Source organism: Amycolatopsis kentuckyensis (genome assembly GCF_041679295.1).
Taxonomy (GTDB): domain Bacteria; phylum Actinomycetota; class Actinomycetes; order Mycobacteriales; family Pseudonocardiaceae; genus Amycolatopsis; species Amycolatopsis kentuckyensis_A.
On record NZ_JBGDMD010000005.1, the window covers coordinates 895,280 to 917,551 of the forward strand.

Annotated in this window: 22 protein-coding genes; 17 read left to right on the forward strand and 5 right to left on the reverse strand. The window is 71.9% G+C overall.

What is annotated here, in order from left to right:
* The first annotated feature begins 11 nt into the window (after nucleotides 1-11).
* From rplT to pheT, 5 genes are all read left to right on the forward strand, one after another.
* Entirely contained in the window at nucleotides 12-386 is a 375-nt protein-coding gene (gene rplT, locus ACERZO_RS25040) for a 50S ribosomal protein L20 (protein WP_086672344.1), read from the forward strand.
* A 23-nt stretch (nucleotides 387-409) separates the two neighbouring features.
* Nucleotides 410-1,198, forward strand: a complete 789-nt coding sequence (locus ACERZO_RS25045) for a TrmH family RNA methyltransferase (protein WP_372667176.1) — start codon at nucleotides 410-412, stop codon at nucleotides 1,196-1,198.
* A gap of 48 nt (nucleotides 1,199-1,246) precedes the next feature.
* Nucleotides 1,247-2,080, forward strand: coding sequence for a DUF6159 family protein (locus ACERZO_RS25050; RefSeq protein ID WP_372667177.1), 834 nt, complete (start codon nucleotides 1,247-1,249; stop codon nucleotides 2,078-2,080).
* A 134-nt stretch (nucleotides 2,081-2,214) separates the two neighbouring features.
* Nucleotides 2,215-3,276 (forward strand): phenylalanine--tRNA ligase subunit alpha, encoded by a 1,062-nt coding sequence (pheS, locus tag ACERZO_RS25055; protein WP_372667178.1) that lies wholly within the window; start codon nucleotides 2,215-2,217, stop codon nucleotides 3,274-3,276.
* The gene (pheT, locus tag ACERZO_RS25060; protein WP_372667179.1) at nucleotides 3,276-5,834 is read left to right on the forward strand and encodes a phenylalanine--tRNA ligase subunit beta; all 2,559 of its coding nucleotides are present in this window, start codon (nucleotides 3,276-3,278) and stop codon (nucleotides 5,832-5,834) included. The genes pheS and pheT overlap by 1 nt, the downstream gene beginning before the upstream one ends.
* Nucleotides 5,835-5,935: 101 nt before the next feature.
* On the opposite strand, the gene ACERZO_RS25065 is transcribed toward pheT, so the two are convergent.
* Nucleotides 5,936-6,625, reverse strand: a complete 690-nt coding sequence (locus tag ACERZO_RS25065) for a DNA alkylation repair protein (RefSeq protein ID WP_372667180.1) — start codon at nucleotides 6,623-6,625, stop codon at nucleotides 5,936-5,938.
* A 193-nt stretch (nucleotides 6,626-6,818) separates the two neighbouring features.
* Between ACERZO_RS25065 and ACERZO_RS25070 the strand changes: the two genes are divergently transcribed.
* A complete protein-coding gene (locus ACERZO_RS25070) occupies nucleotides 6,819-8,396 on the forward strand; it encodes an alpha/beta hydrolase (RefSeq protein WP_372667181.1) in 1,578 nt (525 codons plus the stop codon).
* A gap of 200 nt (nucleotides 8,397-8,596) precedes the next feature.
* On the forward strand, nucleotides 8,597-9,094 hold the full coding sequence (locus ACERZO_RS25075; protein ID WP_372667182.1) for a helix-turn-helix domain containing protein: 498 nt from the start codon (nucleotides 8,597-8,599) through the stop codon (nucleotides 9,092-9,094).
* A gap of 464 nt (nucleotides 9,095-9,558) precedes the next feature.
* Here the strand turns inward: ACERZO_RS25075 and ACERZO_RS25080 are convergent, their stop codons facing one another.
* A complete protein-coding gene (locus ACERZO_RS25080; RefSeq protein ID WP_372667183.1) occupies nucleotides 9,559-10,521 on the reverse strand; it encodes a helix-turn-helix transcriptional regulator in 963 nt (320 codons plus the stop codon).
* 74 nt (nucleotides 10,522-10,595) lie between these two features.
* Here ACERZO_RS25080 and argC point away from each other — a divergent pair, with 74 nt between their 5' ends.
* Genes argC through argH form a run of 8 tightly spaced genes read left to right on the forward strand, consistent with a single transcriptional unit; the run spans nucleotide 10,596 to nucleotide 18,035 of the window.
* Nucleotides 10,596-11,624, forward strand: coding sequence for an N-acetyl-gamma-glutamyl-phosphate reductase (gene argC, locus ACERZO_RS25085; protein WP_372667184.1), 1,029 nt, complete (start codon nucleotides 10,596-10,598; stop codon nucleotides 11,622-11,624).
* On the forward strand, nucleotides 11,621-12,781 hold the full coding sequence (gene argJ, locus ACERZO_RS25090; RefSeq protein WP_372667185.1) for a bifunctional glutamate N-acetyltransferase/amino-acid acetyltransferase ArgJ: 1,161 nt from the start codon (nucleotides 11,621-11,623) through the stop codon (nucleotides 12,779-12,781). The genes argC and argJ overlap by 4 nt, the downstream gene beginning before the upstream one ends.
* Nucleotides 12,778-13,695 carry an acetylglutamate kinase gene (argB, locus tag ACERZO_RS25095; protein ID WP_372667186.1) on the forward strand — a complete coding sequence of 306 codons (918 nt, stop codon included), beginning with the start codon at nucleotides 12,778-12,780 and terminating at the stop codon, nucleotides 13,693-13,695. Before argJ ends, argB begins: the two co-directional genes overlap by 4 nt.
* Entirely contained in the window at nucleotides 13,692-14,894 is a 1,203-nt protein-coding gene (locus ACERZO_RS25100) for an acetylornithine transaminase (protein ID WP_372667187.1), read from the forward strand. Before argB ends, ACERZO_RS25100 begins: the two co-directional genes overlap by 4 nt.
* On the forward strand, nucleotides 14,894-15,820 hold the full coding sequence (argF, locus tag ACERZO_RS25105) for an ornithine carbamoyltransferase (protein WP_372667188.1): 927 nt from the start codon (nucleotides 14,894-14,896) through the stop codon (nucleotides 15,818-15,820). Before ACERZO_RS25100 ends, argF begins: the two co-directional genes overlap by 1 nt.
* Nucleotides 15,817-16,329 (forward strand): arginine repressor, encoded by a 513-nt coding sequence (locus ACERZO_RS25110; RefSeq protein WP_372667189.1) that lies wholly within the window; start codon nucleotides 15,817-15,819, stop codon nucleotides 16,327-16,329. The genes argF and ACERZO_RS25110 overlap by 4 nt, the downstream gene beginning before the upstream one ends.
* Nucleotides 16,326-16,589 carry an argininosuccinate synthase gene (locus ACERZO_RS25115; protein ID WP_372667190.1) on the forward strand — a complete coding sequence of 88 codons (264 nt, stop codon included), beginning with the start codon at nucleotides 16,326-16,328 and terminating at the stop codon, nucleotides 16,587-16,589. Before ACERZO_RS25110 ends, ACERZO_RS25115 begins: the two co-directional genes overlap by 4 nt.
* 30 nt (nucleotides 16,590-16,619) lie before the next feature.
* Nucleotides 16,620-18,035, forward strand: coding sequence for an argininosuccinate lyase (gene argH / locus ACERZO_RS25120; RefSeq protein WP_372667191.1), 1,416 nt, complete (start codon nucleotides 16,620-16,622; stop codon nucleotides 18,033-18,035).
* On the opposite strand, the gene ACERZO_RS25125 is transcribed toward argH, so the two are convergent.
* The 3 genes from ACERZO_RS25125 to ACERZO_RS25135 are packed head-to-tail and all read right to left on the reverse strand — an operon-like array spanning nucleotide 18,028 to nucleotide 19,888.
* Nucleotides 18,028-18,678: a TetR/AcrR family transcriptional regulator gene (locus tag ACERZO_RS25125; protein ID WP_372667192.1), complete on the reverse strand. Its 651-nt coding sequence runs from the start codon at nucleotides 18,676-18,678 to the stop codon at nucleotides 18,028-18,030. The two genes, argH and ACERZO_RS25125, sit on opposite strands and share 8 nt — an antisense overlap.
* Nucleotides 18,678-19,346 (reverse strand): DUF4166 domain-containing protein, encoded by a 669-nt coding sequence (locus tag ACERZO_RS25130; protein WP_372667193.1) that lies wholly within the window; start codon nucleotides 19,344-19,346, stop codon nucleotides 18,678-18,680. The genes ACERZO_RS25125 and ACERZO_RS25130 overlap by 1 nt, the downstream gene beginning before the upstream one ends.
* Complete coding sequence (locus ACERZO_RS25135) at nucleotides 19,343-19,888, reverse strand: hypothetical protein (RefSeq protein WP_372667194.1); 546 nt, start codon at nucleotides 19,886-19,888, stop codon at nucleotides 19,343-19,345. The genes ACERZO_RS25130 and ACERZO_RS25135 overlap by 4 nt, the downstream gene beginning before the upstream one ends.
* A 113-nt stretch (nucleotides 19,889-20,001) precedes the next feature.
* Between ACERZO_RS25135 and ACERZO_RS25140 the strand changes: the two genes are divergently transcribed.
* On the forward strand, nucleotides 20,002-20,640 hold the full coding sequence (locus tag ACERZO_RS25140) for a DNA-3-methyladenine glycosylase (protein ID WP_372667195.1): 639 nt from the start codon (nucleotides 20,002-20,004) through the stop codon (nucleotides 20,638-20,640).
* Between the two features lie 32 nt (nucleotides 20,641-20,672).
* Nucleotides 20,673-21,947, forward strand: coding sequence for a tyrosine--tRNA ligase (gene tyrS, locus ACERZO_RS25145; protein WP_372667196.1), 1,275 nt, complete (start codon nucleotides 20,673-20,675; stop codon nucleotides 21,945-21,947).
* Nucleotides 21,948-22,272: the final 325 nt, after the last annotated feature.

Consider the following 22,272-nt stretch of genomic DNA (forward strand, 5'->3'; position numbering starts at 1 on the left):
AGGATGGACCCGTGGCACGCGTCAAGCGGGCGGTCAACGCCCAGAAGAAGCGTCGCGCAACTCTCGAACTGGCCAGCGGCTACCGCGGCCAGCGTTCGCGGCTGTACCGCAAGGCCAAGGAGCAGACGCTTCACTCGCTCAACTACGCCTACCGGGACCGCCGTGCCCGCAAGGGTGACTTCCGCCAGCTGTGGATCACCCGCATCAACGCGGCCGCCCGCGCCAACGGCGTGACCTACAACCGGTTCATCCAGGGCATCAAGGCCGCGGGTGTCGAGGTCGACCGCAAGATCCTCGCGGACCTCGCCGTCAACGACGCCGCCGCCTTCACCGCGCTGGCCGAGCTCGCCAAGGCCAACGTGAACACCGAAGCGAAGTCGGCCTGACCGGCAGCTTTCCCCGGCCCGGGGTGGATCCGTTCACCGAACGGACCCCCCGGGTCGTTGCTGCGCGCAAGCTGACGCGGCGCGCGGAACGCGACAAGACCGGCCGGTTCCTGGCCGAAGGCGCCAACGCCGTCGAGGCGGCGCTCGAGCACGGCACCGTGCACGAGCTGTTCGTCACCGAACGCGCGGCGGAGCAGCACGCGGACCTGGTCGACGCGGCCCGCGCGGCCGGCGTCGGGGTCTCGCCGATCACCGACCGCGCCGCCGACGGGCTGTCGGAAACCGTGACGCCGCAAGGCATCGTGGCCGTCTGCGCCCTGCTCGACCGGCCGCTCGACGAGGCCGTCACGCCGGGCGCCCGGCTCGTCGTGGTCCTGGTCGACGTCGCCGACCCCGGCAACGCGGGCACGGTGATCCGCGTGGCCGACGCGGCGGGCGCCGACGCCGTGGTCCTGGCCGGCGACACCGTCGACCCGCACAACGGCAAGTGCGTCCGCGCCGCCGCCGGCAGCCTGTTCCACCTGCCGATCGCCCGCGTCCGCGATGTCCCGGCCGCCCTGTCCGCCTGCTCGGCGGCGGGCCTGCGCACGTTCGCCGCGCACGGCTACGCCGACGCCGAACTCGATCGGGTGGATCTCACCGAGCCGACGGCGTGGGTCTTCGGCAACGAGGCCCACGGCCTGCCTGCCGACGTGATCGACCGGACCGACCTCGCCGTCCGGATCCCGCTGTACGGCAAGGCGGAAAGCCTCAACCTCGCCACCGCGGCGGCCGTCTGCGTGTACACGAGCGCGATGGCGGCGCGCCGCTGACCAGCCGCTAGGCTGCCCCGGTATCCATTGTGGCCACCTGGGGGAATCATGGGCAGGCTCGCCCGTTCGTACGCGTTGTTCGTCGCTTCGGTCCGGGTGCTGCGCGCCCACAAGGGCCTGGCGTGGTTCCCGGTGCTCGCCGGGATCGCCGGGCTGCTGGTCGCCGGGGCCTTCCTGACGCCGGCGTTCTTCACCGTCGACCTCGCGGGTGAGCACTTCCGGCCCAGCGCCGGGACGTACGTGCTGCTCGGGGCGTTCTACCTCGTCTCGGCGTTCGTCACGATCTTCTTCAACGCCGCCTTGATCTCCCAGGCGGACCTCGCGCTGCGCGGCGACGGCGGCGTGCCGGGCGTCGGCGCGGGCCTGGCCGCGGCGGGCCGCCGCTGGCCGGCGCTGCTCGGCTGGGCCGGCCTCACCGCGACGGTCAGCCTGGTGCTGCGCACGATCGAGGAGCGGCTCGGCTTCCTCGGCAGCGTCGTCAGCAGCCTGGTCGGCCTGGCCTGGCGGCTCACCACGTTCCTCGTGCTGCCGGTCGTCCTGCTCGAAGGCACCGGGGTCCGCGACGGCGTCAAGCGCTCGGTCGAGCTGTTCCGCCGCACCTGGGGCGAGAACGTCGCCGGCACCGCGGGTCTCGGCCTGATCGGCTTCCTGCTCACCCTGGCCGGGTACGTCGTGTTCCTCGGGGCCGGCTTCCTGCTCGGCGGCACGGCCACCGTGTTCGTCGCGGTCGGGCTGGCGATCGTCTGGACCCTGCTGGTGGCGGTCTTCACCACGACTTTGTCCGGCATCTACCAGGTGGCGCTGTACCGCTACGCCGCCGACGGCGCCGTTCCCGGCGAATTCGCGTCGGTCGACTTCGCCGACGCGTTCCGCAGGCGCTGACCGCGCGTCCGCGGGGCCCGGGGCGACCGGGGGCGCGCGGACCCGATCCCATAGACTTTTCCCACCTTTGACCTCTCGCGCGCCGCGTGTCCGGCGGTGCGCGCACGACCAGTCCCAGCGGACGCCGAGGAGTTATGTCCGGAGCCAAGGAGAAGGAAGCCCAGGGCGCGGTGCTCGCCCCCGAGACGCTGCAGGAAGCGGTCAAGGCCGCCGAAGCCGCGTTCGCCGCCGCGACCGGGCTCGAAGCGCTGGCCGAGGTCAAGCCGGCTCATCTCGGCGACCAGTCCCCGGTGGGCCTGGCCCGCCGCGAGATCGGCGCCCTGCCCAAGCAGGAGAAGGCCGAGGCCGGCAAGCGCGTCAACGAGGCTCGCCAGGCCGTCCAGGCGGCGTTCGACAAGCGCCGCGCCGAGCTGCAAGTGGAGCGCGACGAGCGCGTGCTGCGCGAGGAGGCCGTCGACGTCACGCTGCCGTGGGACCGCGTCCCGCGCGGCGCCCGGCACCCGATCAGCACCATTTCCGAGCGCGTCGCCGACGCGTTCGTCGCGATGGGCTACGAGGTCGCCGAAGGGCCCGAGCTCGAAGCCGAGTGGTTCAACTTCGACGCGCTGAACTTCGGCAAGGACCACCCCGCCCGCCAGCTGCAGGACACGTTCTACGTCGGCGAGGAGGACTCCGGCCTGGTGCTGCGGACGCACACCTCGCCGGTGCAGGCCCGCACGCTGCTGCACCGCGACCTGCCGGTGTACGTCGTCTGCCCGGGCCGCACGTACCGCACCGACGAGCTGGACTCGACGCACACCCCGGTGTTCACCCAGGTCGAGGGCCTCGCGGTGGACAAGGGCATCACCATGGCGCACCTGAAGGGCACCCTGGACGCCTTCGCCCGCGCGATGTTCGGCGAGAGCTCCAAGACACGCCTGCGTCCGCACTTCTTCCCGTTCACCGAGCCGTCCGCCGAGGTGGACGTCTGGTTCGAGGAGAAGAAGGGCGGCCCCGGCTGGGTCGAGTGGGGCGGCTGCGGCATGGTCAACCCGAACGTGCTGCGCGCCTGCGGCGTCGACCCCGAGGTGTACTCGGGCTTCGCCTTCGGCATGGGCATCGAGCGCACCCTGCAGTTCCGCAACGGGATCCCGGACATGCGCGACATGGTGGAGGGCGACGTCCGCTTCACCCTTCCCTTCGGAACGGAGGCGTAGTGCGAGTCCCCGTCAGCTGGCTGACCGAGCACCTCGACATCGGCGAGGAGGTCATGCCGCAGGACCTGGCCGACGCGTTCGTGCGGATCGGGATCGAGGTCGACGACGTCAAGCAGCTCGGGCCGGTGACCGGCCCGCTGGTCGTCGGCCGGGTCGCCGACATCGAAGAGCTGACCGAGTTCAAGAAGCCGATCCGGTTCTGCCGCGTCGACGTCGGTGAAGAGGCCGAGGAGCCCGCTCTCGACGAGGACGACGAAGACGAAGACGAGGACGGCGAGTTCGAGGACGAAGGTCCGCACGGCATCCGGACCCGCGGCATCGTCTGCGGCGCGCGCAACTTCGCCGAGGGCGACCTGGTCGTCGTCGCGCTGCCCGGCGCGGTCCTGCCCGGCGACTTCACCATCGCGTCCCGAAAGACCTACGGCCGCGTCAGCGACGGCATGATCTGCTCGGCGCGTGAGCTGGGCCTCGGCGACGACCACGCCGGCATCCTCGTGCTGCCCTCGGGCACCGCGAGCCCCGGCGACGACGCCCGCGAGCTGCTCGGCCTCGACGACACCGTGCTCGAGCTGGCCCCGACCCCGGACCGCGGCTACGCGCTGTCCGTCCGCGGCCTCGCGCGCGAGCTGTCGAACGCGCTCGACGTGCCCTTCGGCGACCCGGCGCTGCTGGAGGTCCCGGCGGCCGAGGGCGACGCCTGGCCGGTCCACGTCGAGGACCCGGAAGGCTGCCCGCGGTTCGTGCTGCGCCGGGTCACCGGCCTGGACGCGACCGCGCCGACGCCGTGGTGGATGCGCCGCCGGCTGATGCTGGCCGGGATCCGCTCGATTTCCCTGGCCGTCGACGTCACCAACTACGTGATGCTCGAGCTGGGACACCCGCTGCACGCGTTCGCCACGAAGGCCATCCAGGGCGATCTGGTGGTCCGCCGGGCGAAGCCGGGCGAGAAGCTGACGACGCTGGACGACGTCGAGCGCGCGCTCGACCCGGACGACGTGGTCATCGCCGACGACAGCGGCGTCATCTCGCTCGCCGGCACGATGGGCGGCGCGAGCACCGAGATCACCCCGGAGAGCACGGACGTCCTGCTCGAGGCGGCGCACTGGAACCCGGCGGCGATCAGCCGCACCGCGCGCCGGCACAAGCTGTTCTCCGAGGCCGCGAAGCGGTTCGAGCGGTTCACCGACCCGCAGCTGTGCGCGGCGGCGGTCGAGCTGGCCGCGCGGCTGCTGCGCCAGTACGGCGACGCCGCCATCCAGCCCGGCCGCACCGACGAGGGATCGGTCGAACCGAACCCGCCCGTCGTGATGCCGATCAACCTGCCCGACAAGGTCGCGGGCGTGAACTACCAGCGCGGCGTCACGGTCCGCCGGCTGTCCCAGATCGGCTGCAAGGTCTCGGTCGGCACGGGCGACGACGGCACCGGCCTGGTGACGGCGATCCCGCCGAGCTGGCGCGGCGACCTGCGCCAGCCCGCCGACCTCGTCGAAGAGGTGCTGCGGCTGGAGGGCTACGACAGCATCCCGTCGACGCTCCCGGCCGCCCCGGCGGGCCGCGGCCTGACCGACACCCAGCGGCGCGTCCGCAGCGTGTCCCGGGCGCTGGCCGAGGCGGGGTACGTCGAGGTGCGCCCGTTCCCGTTCATCTCCGACTCGGTGTGGGACGCCTTCGGCCTCCCGGCGGACGACGTCCGCCGCAACACGGTCGTGGTCCGCAACCCGCTGGAAGCCGACCGCAACCGGCTGGCCACGACGCTGCTGCCGGGCTTGCTGGACACGCTGCAGCGCAACGTGTCCCGCGGGATGAAGGACGTGGCGCTGTTCCACGTCGGCCAGGTGGTCCTGCCGGCACCGAACCCGCTGAAGATCCCGGACCTCGGCGTCGACCGCCGGCCGACGGACGAGGAACTGGCCCTGCTGGAGGCGGCGGTACCGCAGCAGCCGCTGCACGTCGCGGTGGTCCTGGCGGGCCAGCGCACCCGAGCGGGCTGGTGGGGTGCGGGCGAGCAGGCGAACTGGGCCGACGCGGTCGAGGCGGCCCGCACGATCGCCGAGGCGTCGGGCATCGAGCTGACGGTCCAGGCGGCGGACCTCCCGCCGTGGCACCCGGGCCGCTGCGCCCGCCTGCAGGTCGGCGACTGGCCGGTCGGCCACGCGGGCGAGCTGCACCCGAAGGTGGTCGAAGCGCTGGGCCTGCCGCCGCGGACGGTGGCGATGGAGCTGGACCTGGACGCGATCCCGCTCCCGGACTCGCGTCCGGCGCCGAGCGTGTCGGGCTACCCGCCGGTGCTCCTGGACGTGGCGTTGGTCGCGGCGGCGGACGTGCCGTCGGCGGACCTGGCCGCGGTCCTGCGCGAGGGAGCGGGCGAGCTGCTCGAGGACATCACGCTGTTCGACGTGTACGCGGGCGAGCAGATCGGCGAGGGCAAGAGGTCGCTGGCGTACAAGCTGAGGTTCCGCGCGGCGGACCGCACGCTGACGGTCGACGAGGCGACGAAGGCCCGGGACGCCGCGGTGGCCGCAGCGGGCGAGCGCTTCGAGGCAACGCTGCGCGCGTAGGCAGTATCGACGCCGGCTCCGGCCGGTGCGCGAGGTAGTTCGGGAGGGGCTGGGAAACCGGCCCCTCCCGGCATTTCAGGCGGCCGCCCGCGCCTCTCGCCTCACCCGATGTGCTTCAGCGCCTCCCGTCGGGACAACCCGGACAATCCCGGGTGGTCATCCACAAAGGACCGCACCCAGTCCGGAGCCGTCTTCGCGTACTCGCGCAATGCCCAGCCGATTCCCTTGCGCAGGAAGAACTCCGGCTCCGCGATCGCCGGCTCGATCGCTCGCGTGAGCAGGCCGGTGTCCGTGTCCTCCTTCGCGCCGATCTGGCAGATGATCGCCGTGCGGCGGCGCCAAAGATCGTCGTCGGCCGACCAGCTCAGCATGATCGGCGTGACCCGGCTCCGGTCGGCTCGCAGAATCGGCCCGATCCGGCGGATCGCGAGCTCGTCCACGTAGTCCCACCACGCGCCGCCGACGATCAGCTCCTCGTACAGCGGCACCAGCTCGCGGTCCTGCCACTGCCGGTACGCCCGGTGCCCGGAGAGCGCGATGGCCGCGTAGCGCTCTTCGCGGAATTCGGCCGTCCGCCACAACTCCAGCACCGTCGCCGCATATGTCACCCGATCGGGCAGTATGTGGTCGGCCAGAATCCCCTTGAGGAGCACGCTCCGCTCGGGTGAAGCCACCCCGCGGAACGGCATCGCCGACTTCATGTACGCCTGCATCGCCGGCGCCTTCACCGGGTCCGCCAGCTCGGCCAGCCCCCTGCGGATCGCTTTGACCAGCTGTTCGTCCGCGCTCATGCGTCCTCCCGTCGCCCTCCGGCGGTCCGCAGCGTACTGCCGGGCACCGACAGTTCCGGGCCTCGGCGGCCGGCGCAGGTCCCGACGAAAGACGGATGGCGGAAGTCGCGCCGGTCGACGAGATTGGCGAAGGTTGCCGGTAGTTTCGCCGGAATACGGCGAACTCTGTCCAATGCGGATGAAAAGGACGACTGTGAAGAGAATCGTTGCCGCCGTCGCCGCCGCGGGTCTCGCGGCCGGGCTGATGGCCGCCGCGCCCGCCGCTTCGGCGGATCCCGGGGTGCGGTTCACGCCCGCGCCGATCGCCTGGGGGCCCTGCGCGTCGGCGAGCCTGAAGGCCAACGGCGCCGAGTGCGGCTTCCTCGAAGTGCCGATGGACTACGCGAAGCCGGGCGGGACCAAGGTCTCCGTCGCGGTGTCGCGGATCAAGCACAAGACCGCGCAGTCCCAGGGCATCATGCTGGTGAACCCGGGCGGCCCCGGCGGGTCCGGCCTCGGGCTCTCGGTGCTCGGCAAGTACGTGCCGGACCACGCGGGCGACAACTACGACTGGATCGGCTTCGACCCGCGGGGCGTCGGGTCCAGCAAGCCGGCGATCAGCTGCGACGGGAACTACTTCAGCTACAACCGGCCGGCCTACGTGCCGACCACGCCGGGGCTCGAGCAGACGTGGCTCACCCGCTCGAAGGGCTACGCCGACGCGTGCAAGAAGAACGGCGAGATCCTCGACCACCTGAAGACGACCGACGTCGCGCAGGACATGGACAGCCTGCGCAAGGCGCTGGGCGAGAAGCAGATCAACTACTACGGCTTCTCCTACGGCACCTACCTCGGCCAGGTGTACAGCACGCTGTACCCGAAGAACGTCCGCCGGATGGTGCTGGACGGCAACGTCGACCCGCGCAAGGTCTGGTACCAGGCCAACCTCGACCAGGACGTCGCGTTCGACAAGAACATCAAGATCTACTTCGACTGGCTGGCGTCCTACGACAACGTCTACCACCTCGGCAAGACCGGCGCCGCGGTCGAGAAGCTGTGGTACGACACGCAGCGCAAGCTCGCCAAGAACCCGGCCGGCGGGGTGATCGGCGGCGACGAGTGGACCGACATCTTCCTGCAGGCCGGTTACTACGTCTTCGGCTGGGTCGACATGGCGAAGGCCTTCGACGGCTACGTCCACAAGGGTGACTGGCAGACGCTGAAGGACCTCTACGACAGCTCGAACCCGCCCGGCGCCGACAACGGCTTCGCCGTGTACCTGGGCGTGCAGTGCACCGACGTCCAGTGGTCGACCAACTGGAACAAGTGGCGCGCCGACAACTGGCTGACCTACTTCAAGGCCCCGTTCGAGACCTGGGGCAACGCCTGGTTCAACGCGCCGTGCGTGTACTGGCCGGCCAAGGCGGGCAAGCCGGTGGACATCGACGGCCGCAAGGTCGCCGGGGCGCTCCTGATCAGCGAGGAGCTCGACGCCGCCACGCCGTACGCCGGCAGCCTCGAGGTTCGGAAGCGGTACCCGAACTCGAGCTTGATCAGCGCGCCGGGCGGCACGACGCACGCCGGCTCGCTGTCCGGGGTGTCCTGTGTGGACGACAAGATCGCCGACTACCTGGCCACCGGCACGCTGCCGAAGCGGCAGCCCGGCAACCATTCGGACGTCCAGTGCGACCCGGTGCCGGCGCCGGTGCCCGACGGCGCCGCGGCGCAGAAGTCGGACAGCTCCGCGAAGGCCGTGCCGGAGAAGCAACTGGCACAGCTGCTGCACTTCTGATCGGAAGCCCCGAACGGTGCCCCGGTCCGGCTCGCCCGGACCGGGGCACCGTCTTGTCCGCCGGTGTCTCATCGTCGCCTCCTGATGACGGGGTGTGGTCGCCGGAGACGTTAGGGGAGGGGTCCGACAATTTCGCAGCGTTGTCGCCCGTGAGCAGCGCGTGGCCGGAAATTGTCGGGGGTGCGCGCTAGCTTCGCGGCATGTCGATCATCGAAGAGCGCCGGACCGAGATCCGGGCAGAGGACATCACCTACCACCTCGCGGTCGCCACCAGGACGGACGACGACCGCGCCGAACCGACTCCCCGGGTGATGATCACCCTGGAAGCCGGCGGCCCCGGCGGCGAACCCGTCGCCGAGGGCAGCCTCGACCTGGACGTGGCGGTGGCGGCCAAGGTGGCCGACCTCGTCGCGGACGGGCTGCTGTCCGCGACCGGTGAAGGCCGCGGGCCGCGGCGAAGATCCGCGGGCCGCCCCGCCCAGCAGGGGCGGCCGTGGAACGGGGAGATGGACGCGGAACTGGAGTCCCGGTGGCTGGCGGGCGAGAGCGTCGCGGAGATCGCGGCGTACTTCGAGCGCACCCCCGGCGGCATCCGCGCCCGGCTGCCCCGCGTGGGCTGCGACCCGGAGAACCCGGGCTGCTACCTCCCCGTGCCGCCGAGCAGGCGGACGGACCTGGACGGGGGTGAGCCGAGCTGACGGCCATGGTGGGCCGGTCCGCAGCGGGCCGGCCCACCACGGTGGCCGGTGCGCAGGGCGACAGGGGGAGAGGGATGGCAGTGCTGCACGGTCGAGGTGGCCGGCTGGTCCGCACGGCCCGCTGCGACGGGCGGCGACTGGTTCCGTCCGCCCGCCGCCGTGGCGGCGGGCGGGCAAGCGCCAGGGAATGGATGGCGGCGCGGTCAAGGCGACCGGCCGGCTCGGCCGCCCGCTGCAGCGGAGGAAAGGTCGCGTCGCGCTTCCGAGGCGACCAGCTGGTTTCGCTCCCTCTCCGCCGCAGCGGAGGAAAGGCTGCGTCGCGCATCCGAGGCAACCAGCTGGTTTCGCTCCCTCGCTGCCGCATCGGAGGAAAGACTGCGCCGCGCTTCCAAGGCGACCAGCTGGTTTCGCTCCCTCTCCGCCGCAGCGGAGGAAAGGCTGCGTCGCGCATCCGAGGCGACCAGCTAGCTCGGCAGCCCCGCCGCCGTGGCGGCGCGGTTCGCGAGCACCTTCAGGTGCGCCACCAGTTCCGGTGGCTCCTCGACGGTGAACGCGCACCCCAGCCCCAGCAACCGGAACGCGAGCCAGTCCAGCGTGTCCGGGTGGCTGCGCCACCGGCAGCCGCCCTCCTCGAGGTCGGTCAGCTCGCTCGCCGCCGCGCCCAGCCTGGGTGCCACCTGGGACGACGGTTCCGCCAGCACCGCCACCGCCCGGTACGTCGGCGCGAGGTCGTGCAGCCGCTCGATCACGTAAGCCGCCAGGTCCGTGGCGGGTGGCCGCCGCGGTGCCACCCGGCCGCCGGTCGCCTCGGCGTCGCGGATGCGGTCGGCGCGGAAGATGCGCCAGTCCGCCCGGTCCAGGTCGTACGCCACCAGGTACCAGCGGCGGCCGGTGGCGACCAGCCGGAGCGGCTCGGCCCGGCGCCGCGTCTCGGCGCCGTCGTTCGCGCGGTAGCGGAAGCGGACCGTCTCGTGGTTGGTGATCGCGCCGGCGAACACCGTCAGCTGCGCCGGGTCGACGGCCGGCCCCGCGGCCGGGACGGCGACGGTCGCCGTGCCGATCGTGCCCACCCGGCGGCGCAGCCGGGCCGGCAGGACCTGCTCCAGCTTGGCCAGCGCCCGCACGGACGCCTCCTCGATCCCGGCGACGGTCTGCCCCGCGGCCGTCCGCAGGCCCACCGCGATCGCGACGGCCTCGTCGTCGTCGAGCACCAGGGGTGGCATCGCGGTGCCCGCCACCAGCCGGTAGCCGCCCGCGACGCCGCGGCTGGCCTCCACCGGGTAGCCGAGCTCGCGCAGCCGGTCGACGTCCCGGCGGATCGTGCGCGGGCTGACGCCGAGCCGCTCGGCCAGCTCGCTGCCCGGCCACTCGCGCGGGGTCTGGAGCAGCGAAAGCAGGCCGAGCAGCCGGGCCGGGGTGTCCGTCATGGGCCCAGCATCCCAAGGTGGCGGGCACCACTCCGGGTTTGTTTAGACTTGCAAGGGTGTGCATAATCATGCGTATGACGGTGAACATCGCGGTGGCCGGAGCCAGCGGGTACGCGGGCGGCGAACTGCTGCGCCTGCTCCTGACCCATCCCGAGGTCGAGATCGGCACGCTCACGGCCGCCAGCAGCGCGGGCACGAAGCTCGGCGTCCACCAGCCCCACCTCGTCCCCCTCGCCGACCGCGTCCTCGCCGAGACGACGCCGGAGACCCTCGCCGGCCACGACGTCGTGTTCCTCGCGCTGCCCCACGGGCACTCGGCGGAGCTCGCGGCGCAGCTCGGCCCGGACGTCCTGGTCGTCGACCTCGGCGCCGACCACCGGCTGGCCGACCCGGCCGACTGGCAGCGCTGGTACGGCGGCGACCACGCCGGCCAGTGGCCCTACGGCCTGCCCGAGCTGCCCGGCGCCCGCGAGAAGCTCGTCGGCACCAAGCGCGTCGCCGTGCCCGGCTGCTTCCCGACCGGCGGCTCGCTGGCCCTCGCGCCCGCGTTCGCCGCCGGCCTGATCGAGCCGGACGTCACGGTCGTCGCGGTCACCGGCACCTCCGGCGCGGGCAAGAGCCTCAAGCCGAACCTGCTCGGTTCCGAGGTGATGGGCTCGGCCAGCGCGTACGGCGTCGGCGGCGCCCACCGCCACACCCCCGAGTTCGCGCAGAACCTCTCGGCCGTCGCGGGGGAGCGGGTCACCGTGTCCTTCACGCCGGTCCTCGCGCCGATGCCCCGCGGCATCCTCACCACCGCGAGCGCCCCGCTGAAGGGCGACGTCGACGAGGCCGCCGCCCGCGCGGCGTACGAGAAGGCCTACGACGCCGAGCCGTTCGTCCAGCTGCTGCCCGCGGGCGCCTGGCCGACGACGTCGGCGACGCTCGGCTCGAACAACGTCCAGCTGCAGGTCACGGTCGACGCCGACGCGAAGCGCCTGGTCGTCGTCGCCGCGATCGACAACCTCACCAAGGGCACCGCCGGCGGTGCCGTCCAGTCGATGAACCTGGCCCTCGGCCTCCCCGAGACCACCGGCCTTTCCACCGTAGGAGTGGCACCGTGACCGTCACCGGCCCCCAGGGCTTCCGCGCCGCCGGCGTCGCCGCCGGGATCAAGGCCTCCGGCGCGCTCGACCTGACGCTGGTCGTCAACGACGGCCCCCTGGAAGTCGCGGCGGGCGTGTTCACGCGCAACGTCATCAAGGCCGCCCCGGTGCTGTGGTCGCAGGAGGTGCTCAAGCAGCAGCGGCTGAAGGCCGTCGTCCTCAACTCGGGCGGCGCGAACGCGGCCACCGGCCCCGGCGGCTTCCAGGACACCCACGCCACCGCCGAAAAGGTCGCCGAAGTCCTGCAGGCGGGCGCGATCGAGGTCGCCGTCTGCTCCACCGGCCTGATCGGCGAGCGGCTGCCGATGGACGCGGTCCTGTCCGGAGTTGACACCGCCTTCAAGGCCCTCGACGCCAGCGCGGAAGCGAGCCTCAACGCCGCCAAGGGCGTGATGACCACCGACACCAAGCCGAAGCAGGCCTTCGCGAAGCACGAAAACGGCTGGAGCGTCGGCGGGTTCGCCAAGGGCGCGGGCATGCTCGCGCCGAACCTGGCCACCATGCTCTCGGTGCTCACCACCGACGCGGTGGTGGACAAGGAAACCCTCGACCGCGCCCTGCGCGCGGCCACCCACGTCACCTTCGACCGGCTCGACGTCGACGGCGGCACGTCCACCAACGACACCGTCCTGGTCCTGGCCTCCGGCGCGAGCGGGGTCGAGCCGACCGAAGCGGAGCTCACCGAGCTCCTCACCCAGGTCGGCCTCGACCTGGTCCTGCAGCTGCGCGCGGACTCCGAAGGCGCGACCAAGGACGTCGACATCACCGTCCGGGGCGCGGAGTCCGAAGCGGACGCGATCGCCGTCGCCCGCACGATCGCCGAAGACAACCTGGTCAAGACGGCGCTGTTCGGCTCCGACCCGAACTGGGGCCGGATCGCGATGGCGCTGGGTCGGGTGCCGGCCCGCATCGACCCCGAGACCGTGTCGATCGCGATCAACGGCGTCACCCTGTTCGCCCAGGGGATGCCCGCCGCCGACCGCTCGGAGGCGGACCTCACCGCGCGCGCCATCGAGATCGTCGTCGACCTCGGCGTCGGCACCAACGCGGCCACCATCTACACCACGGACCTTTCGCACGGTTACGTCGAAGAGAACAGCGCGTACTCCTCATGACCAAGGAGGCACTGATTTCCGCGGACGAACGACTCGCGACGGCGGCCGAGAAGGCCGGGGTGCTCATCGAGGCGCTGCCGTGGCTGCAGCGGTTCCACGGCGCCACGGTGGTGGTCAAGTACGGCGGCAACGCCATGATCGACGACGAGCTGAAGGCGGCCTTCGCCGAGGACATGGTGTTCCTCCGGCTGGCCGGCCTGCGCCCGGTCGTCGTGCACGGCGGCGGCCCGCAGATCACCGCCATGCTCAAGCGCCTCGGCGTCGAAGGCGAGTTCAAGGGCGGCCTGCGGGTCACCACGCCGGAGACGATGGACATCGTCCGGATGGTCCTCACCGGCCAGGTCAGCCGCGAGCTCGTCGGGCTGATCAACGCCCACGGCCCGTACGCGGTCGGCATCTCCGGCGAGGACGCCCGGCTGTTCACCGCCGAGCGCAAACAGGCCACTGTGGACGGTGAGCAGGTCGACATCGGGCTCGTCGGCGAGGTTGCCGAGGTCAACCCGGACGCGGTGCTCGACATCGTCAACGCCGGGCGCATCCCGGTGGTGTCCACCGTCGCCCCGGACGTCGACGGCGTGGTGCACAACGTCAACGCCGACACCGCCGCGGGCGCGCTGGCGGCCGCGCTGGGCGCCGAGAAGCTCGTCGTGCTCACCGACGTCGAAGGCCTGTACGCGAACTGGCCCGACCGGTCGTCGCTGATCGACCGCGTCCGCGTCGACCGCCTGGAAACCATGCTGCCCGGCCTGGCCAGCGGCATGATCCCGAAGATGGAGGCGTGCGTGCGCGCCATCCGCGGCGGCGTGCGCCGGGCGCACGTGATCGACGGCCGCCTCGCCCATTCGGTGCTGCTGGAGGTCTTCACCTCGCGCGGCATCGGCACCATGGTCTTCCCCGAAACGGAGCTCCCGTGACCGACCTCAAGTCCAATGTGGACGGCCAGACGCACTGGCAGTCCGCCCTCATGGACAACTACGGCACGCCCGCGCTGACGCTCGTGCGCGGCGAGGGCGCGAAGGTGTGGGACGCCGACGGCGAGGAGTACGTCGACCTGGTCGGCGGCATCGCCGTCAACGCGCTCGGCCATGCCCACCCGGCGATCGTCGAGGCCGTCACCGCGCAGATCAAGCAGCTCGGCCACACCTCGAACCTCTACGTCAACCCGGTCGCGGTCGAGCTCGCCGACGCGCTGCTGGACGTCGCCGGCCTGACCGGCAACGGCAAGGTCCTGTTCGTCAACTCCGGTGCCGAGGCCAACGAAGCCGCGCTGAAGATCAGCCGGCTGACCGGGCGCACCAAGGTGATCGCGGCCGAGGGCGCGTTCCACGGCCGGACCATGGGGTCGCTGACGCTGACCGGCCAGCCCGGCAAGCGCGACCCGTTCAAGCCGCTGGTGCCCGGGGTGGAGCACGTGCCGTTCGGGGACGTCGCGGCGCTGAAGGCGGCCGTCGACACCGAGACCGCGGCCGTCTTCCTGGAGCCGGTGCTCGGCGAAGCCGGCGTGATCCCCGCGCCGGACGGCTACCTGCAGGCCGCGCGCGAGATCACCAAGGCCACCGGCACGCTGCTGGTGCTCGACGAGGTGCAGACCGGCCTCGGCCGGCTCGGCACGTGGTTCGGCTACCAGCAGGCCGGCATCGTGCCGGACGTGATCACCCTGGCCAAGGGCCTCGGCGGCGGCCTGCCGCTGGGTGCCGTCATCGGCGTCGGCGCGGCGGGCGACCTGCTCAAGCCGGGGCAGCACGGGACGACCTTCGGCGGCAACCCGGTGTGCTGCGCGGCCGGCCTGGCCGTGCTGAAGACCATCGCCGCGGACGGCCTGCTCGACCACGTCTCGACGCTGGGCAAGGACATCGCGGCGGGCGTCGAGGCGCTCGGCCACCCGCTCGTCGCCGGCGTGCGCGGGGCCGGCCTGCTGCTCGGCATCGCCCTGCGCAAGCCGGTCTCGGCCGCGGTCGCCAAGGCGGTCCAGGACGCCGGCTACCTCGTCAACCCGGTCGCGCCCGACACCATCCGGCTCGCGCCCCCGCTCGTGCTCGACGCCGAGCAGGCCGACGGCTTCCTCGCCGCCCTCCCGAACGCGCTCGACTCCACCACGAAGGACTCCGACTGATGCTCCGCCACTTCCTCCGCGACGACGACGTCAGTCCCGCCGAGCAGAAGGCCATCCTCGACCTCGCCGACGCGCTGAAGGCCGACCCGCTGGGCAACAAGACCCTGGCCGGCAAGTCGATCACGGCGATCTTCGAGAAGAACTCGACCCGCACGCGCTTCTCGTTCGAGGTCGGCATCAGCCAGCTCGGCGGGCACCCGGTGATCGTCGACGGCCGGTCGATGCAGCTCGGCCGCGAAGAGACCATCGAGGACACCTCGCGGGTGCTTTCCCGGTACGTCGACGGGATCGTGTGGCGCACCTTCGCGCAGAAGCGGATCGAGGCGATGGCGTCGGCGGCGTCGATCCCGGTGGTCAACGCCCTGACCGACGAGTTCCACCCGTGCCAGGCGCTCACCGACCTGATGACGATCCGCGAGCGGAAGGGCAAGCTCGAGGGCCTCACCCTCGTCTACCTCGGCGACGGCGCCAACAACATGGCGCACTCGCTGCTGCTCGCCGGGGTCACCGCCGGTATGCACGTCCGCGTGGTCTCGCCGCTCGGCTTCCAGCCCGACCAGCAGGTCATGCTGGACGCCAAGAAGCGCGGCGAGGAGACCGGCGGCACCGCCACCGTCTTCACCGACCCGTACGAGGCCGTCGCCGGCGCGGACGTGCTCGTCACCGACACGTGGACGTCGATGGGGCAGGAGAACGACGGGCTCGACCGGGTCGGCCCGTTCCGCGCCCTGCAGGTCAACACCGAGCTGCTGAAGAAGGCCGCGGACGACGCGATCGTCCTGCACTGCCTGCCCGCGCACCGCGGCTGGGAGATCACCGACGAGGTGATCGACGGCCCGGCCAGCGCGGTGTGGGACGAGGCGGAAAACCGGCTGCACGCCCAGAAGGCCCTGCTGGTCTGGCTCTTCGAAGAGAGCCGGCGATGACCGGCAGCCGGGTGGGCAGGCAGGCGCGGATCACCGAGCTGGTGTCGACCATGACGATCCGCAGCCAGACCGAGCTGGCCAAGCTGCTGGCCGCCGAAGGCATCGAGGTCACGCAAGCGACGCTGTCACGCGACCTCGACGAGCTCGGCGCGGTCAAGCTGCGGGGTCCGGACTCGGGCGCGCCGGTCTACGTCATCCCGGAGGACGGCAGTCCCGTCCGAGGGGTGCAGGGCGGCACGTCGCGGCTCTCCCGGCTGCTCGCGGAACTGATGGTCTCGGCCGACTCCTCGGGCAACCTGATGGTGCTGCGGACACCGCCGGGCGCGGCGCAGTTCCTGGCCAGTGCGATCGACCGGGCCGCGCTCGAAGAGGTCGTCGGCTCGATCGCGGGGGACGACACCGTCGCCGTGATCGCCCGCGAACCGTTGACGGGCAAGGAACTCGCGGAGCGCTTCGCCGCCCTCGCGCAGCGCTCGGCGCACGAAGCAGGAGACGAAGGACCACCATGATCGCGATCGCCGACATCTTCCCGGCCGAGGGCGAGTTCCTCGCGCCGGACGAGGTCGTGATCACGTTCGACCACGGGATCCCGGTGGCGATCGACGGCGAGACCGTGTCCGTCGCCGAAGCGCGCCGCATGCTGAGCGCGCGTGGCGAAGCGCAGAGAATCGGGCGCGGCGAAGCGTGCGCCGCACTCGAACGGCGGACCGGCCGCGGATGTGCCAGTGTCCGCCTGGTCCTGTACGACGGCCGGATCACGGTCGCCTGAACCCACGAACACCGAGGAGAAGCGAGAACAGTGAGCGGGAACGAGCAGCCGGTGCAGCTGTGGGGCGGCCGGTTCGCCAGCGGTCCGGCGGAGGCCATGGCCGCGCTGAGCGCGTCGACGCACTTCGACTGGCGCCTGGCGCCCTACGACATCGCCGGGTCCCGCGCGCACGCCCGCGTGCTGAGCAAGGCGGGCCTGCTCACCGAGGACGAGCTCGCCGGCATGCTGGCCGCGCTGGACACGCTCGCACAGGACGTCGCCTCGGGGGCGTTCACCCCGACGATCGCCGACGAGGACGTGCACACCGCGCTCGAACGCGGCCTGCTCGAGCGGGCCGGCACCGAGCTCGGCGGCAAGCTGCGCGCCGGCCGGTCGCGCAACGACCAGGTGGCCACGCTCTTCCGGATGTGGCTGCGAGACGCGGCCCGCCGGGTCGTCGCCGGCACGCTCGACGTCGTCGACGCGCTGGTGTCGCAGGCGAAGCGGCACCCGGACGCGATCCTGCCCGGCCGCACCCACCTGCAGCACGCCCAGCCGGTGCTGCTCGCGCACCACCTGATGGCCCACGGCCAGGCGCTGCTGCGCGACGTCTCGCGGTTGCAGGACTGGGACGCGCGCACGGCCGAGTCGCCGTACGGCTCGGGTGCGCTCGCCGGCTCGTCGCTGGGGCTCGACCCCGAGGCCGTCGCCGAGGAGCTGGGCTTCGCGACCAGCGTCGAGAACTCCATCGACGGCACCGCTTCGCGGGACTTCGTCGCCGAGTTCGCCTTCGCCGTCGCGATGCTCTCGGTGAACCTGTCCCGGATCGCCGAAGAGGTGATCATCTGGAACACCGCCGAGTTCGGGTACGTCACGCTGGACGACGCCTGGGCGACCGGCAGCTCGATCATGCCGCAGAAGAAGAACCCGGACGTCGCGGAGCTGACCCGCGGCAAGGCGGGCCGGCTGATCGGCAACCTCACCGGCCTGCTGGCCACCCTCAAGGCGCAGCCGCTGGCCTACAACCGCGACCTGCAGGAGGACAAGGAGCCGGTGTTCGACTCGGTCGAGCAGCTCGAGCTCCTGTTCCCGGCGATCGCCGGCATGGTCAGCACGCTCACGTTCCACACCGACCGGCTCGCCGAGCTGGCCCCGGCCGGGTTCACCCTCGCCACCGACATCGCGGAATGGCTGGTGCGCCAAGGCGTCCCGTTCCGCGTCGCGCACGAGGCGGCGGGCGAAAGCGTCCGCGTCGCCGAGGCCCGCGGCGCCGGCCTGGACGAGCTGACCGACGAGGAGTTCGAGAAGATCAACCCGGCACTCACTCCCGAGGTGCGGGCCGTGCTGACCGTCGAGGGCTCGGTGAAGTCGCGCAACGCCCGCGGCGGCACCGCACCCGAACGCGTGGCCGAACAGCGCGCGCGGCTCGAGGAGCGGGTCACGGCAGCCCGTCAGTGGCTCAACTGAGGGATTTGCGGAGCTTGGCCCGGACGGCCCGCGTGGCCACCGGGCCGAGCCCGTCCAGGACGTCGACGAGCACGGCCAGCTGCTCCAGCGCGGTGATGGCCTGCTCGGCGCCGTCGGGGTCGACCGTCTCGAACAGCGACAGCCCGAGGAAGCCCGACGACACGGCGTGGGCCAGCCCGGCGGGGTCCGCCAGCTCGGCCAGCGGCGAGCCGGCGAGCACGCGCTCCAGCGCCGTCCGGACCTCGGTGATCCACTTCTCCAAGCCCTCGCGGGTGGCCTGGGAAAGCCGCTCGCTGCCCTGCGCCCCGGCCAGCGTCTGCGCCAGCACGGCGAGGTTGCCCTCCGCCCGTTCGGCGACCCGGATCTCGCGGCCCAGCTCCAGCAGGTCACCGACCGAGTTCACGGCGGCGAAGCGCTCCCGGTAGAGCGAGACGCGGGCTTCGGTCGCGAGGATGCACGCTTGCGCGATGAGCTCTTCGACGCTGCCGAAGTGGTAGAAGATCAGAGCCTGGTTCGCGCCGGCCGCGGTGGCGACCGACCGCGCGGAGACCGCGGTGATGCCCTGGTGCCGGACGATCTCGAGCACGCCGTCCACGAGCTTCTGCTTCGTGTCCCGCGAGCTGGAGTTCCGGCCGGTGCCCATCAGTCCATGACCTTCTCACGGAGTGGCTTGACCGCCCCGCTCACCCCGCCGCCGACGTCGACGAACCGCGCGGCGAAGGCGCCTTCGTAGCCGAACACCGGCCCGAAGCGCGGGTTGACCACCGCGACTTCGATCCGGAACTGCCCGCTCTCCTCGTCGAACCACTCTTCGACCCGCGCCGAACCCGTGATGGCCCGGGGCAGGCCGGCGCGGACCGGCCCCTCCTGGAGCCGGAACTCGCCGGTGCGGATCCGGAACCCGCCGTCCGGCCGGGCCGACACCGCGAGGTCGACCGGCAGGTGCTGGTGCGTCCCCAGGTAGTCGACGAGCCCGCGCCCGGGGCTGAACACCATCTGCGCGTCGAAGCGCCTGCGCCGTCTCGGGAATTCGAAGGTGCGCACGAACGACACGGTCTCGCGGCCGTGCCGGTCCACGTACGGGTAGTTCTCGATCGTGAACGGCACGTTCCGGCCGCAGTCGGGGAACAGGATGTGCCGCGTCGACCCGAGCCACAGGAACGGCAGCGTGAAGCCGGGACCGCGCCAGATCCGGTCCATGACGCCGTGGCCGATCATGCCGCGGCCCGCCGAGAGGGCGAGGCGCTCCCGCATACGCGGGTGCAGGAACGCGAAGTCCGCGCCGAGCGCGCGCTCGAAGACGCCGGTCATCGCGCCGCCACCTCGTCACGAGGGCGGGTCCGGCCGCAGCGGGCGGCCGAGGGCGCGGTCAGGAGCTGCTCCTCCGGTGGTGTCCCGGTCTCGAGCCAGAGCCGCAACCGGTCGAACGACCAGGCCGTCATCCACCCGAACAGCGGACGGAACGCGCGGTCGGCCAGCTGCCCGAAGCGGCCCCAGCGGGTCCCGTAGTCGAAGCCGGTGACGAACCGGACGCCGTCGCCGGCCGGCGTGTAGCGCCAGAACCCGGCGCCCGCGCTGATCAGCGACAGCGGGTCGGCGGAGGCGAACCGCAGCACCGACGTGCGCGAACCGTCCGGCCACGTGCGCGACGCCGCGCTCACCCCGACGCCGGCGACCGTCACCCCGAGGAACCGCGAGGCGTACCGGAAGTGGCCGTCGTGGCCGGGGATCAGGCTGATGTCGGCGAAGCGCAGGTCCCAGCGCCGGTGCAGGGCCGGGTCCTGCGTGTGCCGCCACAGCGTGTCCAGGTCCGTGCGGATCAGGGTCTCGACGTAGAGCGCCTTCGGTCGCATCTCTCGGCTCCCCTCAGAGTTTGAGCGACTGCTCAAAACGACTGTAGAGAAGTTTGAGCGATCGCTCAAGGGTTAGGGTGGCTCCCGCCAGGTAGCCGAAGAGAGGACTCCGTTTGAGCGGCGACGCAGGCCGGCTGTTCACCCGTGACGAGCTGGCCCTCGACCCGGTCGACCTGGCCCAGCTGCTGCTCGGCTCGGTCCTGGAGGCCACCGGCCCCGACGGCACCGTCGGCGTCCGGCTCGTGGAGGTGGAGGCCTACCGCGGCGAGGACGACCCGGCGTCGCACTGCTACCGCGGCCGCACCCCGCGCAACGCCGTCATGTGGGGGCCCGCGGGCCACCTGTACGTGTACTTCGTCTACGGGATGCACTTCTGCGCGAACGTCGTCGGCACGCACGAAGACATGCCCGGCGCGGTGCTGCTGCGCGCCGGCGAAGTCGTCACCGGCCTCGACGTCGTCCGCAAGCGGCGGCCCTCCGCGCGGGGGACCGGCGAGCTGGCGAAGGGCCCGGCCATCCTGACGTCGGTGCTGCGCATCGACCGCGCCCAGAACGGCGTCGACCTGACCGACCCGGCGTCCCCGGTCCGGCTGCACGTCGGCGAGCGCGTACCTCCCGAGCGGATCCGCACCGGGCCCCGGGTCGGCGTCGCGATGGCCATGGACACGCCGTGGCGCTTCTGGGACGGCGCGTCGCCCGCCGTGTCCACCTACCGCCGCGGCGGGAAGCGCCGGGTCCGACCCGCCAGTTAGTCGGTTGACCTGGTGCGGGAGGATCTACAGGCGTGAGCGAACACATCCTCGACGAGCTGACCTGGCGCGGCCTCATCGCGCAGTCCACCGACATCGACGCCCTCCGGCGCGAGCTCGACCAGGGTCCCGTGACGCTCTATTGCGGCTTCGACCCGACCGCGCCCAGCCTGCACGCCGGCAACCTCGTCCCGCTGCTCATGCTCAAGCGCTTCCAGCGCGCGGGGCACCGGCCGATCGTGCTGGCCGGCGGCGCGACCGGGATGATCGGCGACCCGCGGGACACCGGTGAGCGCACGCTGAACACGCTCGACGTCGTCGCCGAGTGGGCCGGGCGCATCCGCGGCCAGCTCGAACGGTTCGTCGACTTCGACGACTCGCCGACCGGCGCGATCGTCGAGAACAACCTGAATTGGACCGGCCAGCAGACCGCGCTGGAGTTCCTGCGCGACGTCGGGAAGCACTTCTCCATCAACGTCATGCTCAACCGGGAGACGGTGAAGCGGCGCCTAGAAGGCGACGGCATGTCGTACACCGAGTTCAGCTACCTGCTGCTGCAGTCGCAGGACTACCTGCAGCTGCACCGCAAGTACGGCTGCAAGCTCCAGGTCGGCGGGTCCGACCAGTGGGGCAACCTCGTCGGCGGGGTCGACCTCATCCGCCGGACCGACGGGGCGGGCGTGCACGCGCTGACCGCGCCCCTGGTCACCGACGCCGAGGGCCGCAAGTTCGGCAAGTCCACCGGCGGCGGGAACCTCTGGCTCGACCCGGAAATGACCTCGCCGTACGCCTGGTACCAGTACTTCGTGAACGTCGGCGACGCCGATGTCATCCGCTACCTGCGGATGTTCACGTTCCTGAGCCAGGAGGAGATCGCGGCGCTGGCCGAGGACACCGCGGAGCGTCCGCACCTGCGTGCCGCGCAGAAGCGGCTGGCGGAGGAGTTCACGATCCTCGTCCACGGCGAGGAGCAGACCCGGCAGGTGATCAACGCCAGCCAGGCGCTGTTCGGCCGCGGCGAGCTGGCCGAGCTCGACGAACGCACCCTCGACGCCGCGATGGCCGAGGTGCCGAACGGCAAGGTCGACCCGTCCGGGGACGCGACGATCGTCGACCTGCTGCTCGCCGGGGGACTGGTGGACAGCAAGGGTGCCGCGCGCCGCACGCTCAAGGAGGGCGGCGCGTACGTCAACAACGTGAAGATCGCGGACGAGGAGTGGAAGCCGGCGCCGGGCGACGCCCTGCACGGCAAGTGGCTCGTCGTCCGCAAGGGCAAGCGGAACGTCGCCGGCGTCGCGCTCGGCGGCTGACTCGCCCCGGCGGCCCGAAACAGGGTCTTGACCTGCGGGAACGCGGTTAAGGTACCCCCCTGTTTCGGGCCTCTTCCCGGGGTGTAAAGTTCTCCAAGTCGCCAGGGAAACCGGGTGGCCGCCGGGACACGAACCAAGCTCTCGCCTGAGGCGATTGAGTGGGTGTCCCACACAAACTGCTAGGAATAACTCGCTTCGAGTAAGGCCGCTTGACGGCGGTGCGACTCGGGGTGTGTTGCTTGAGAACTCAACAGTGTGCTAGTGAACTAAGCCAGTAGAGCTTATATATGAAACCCCCTCGTCGGGGTTTCCTTTGAGAGCATTA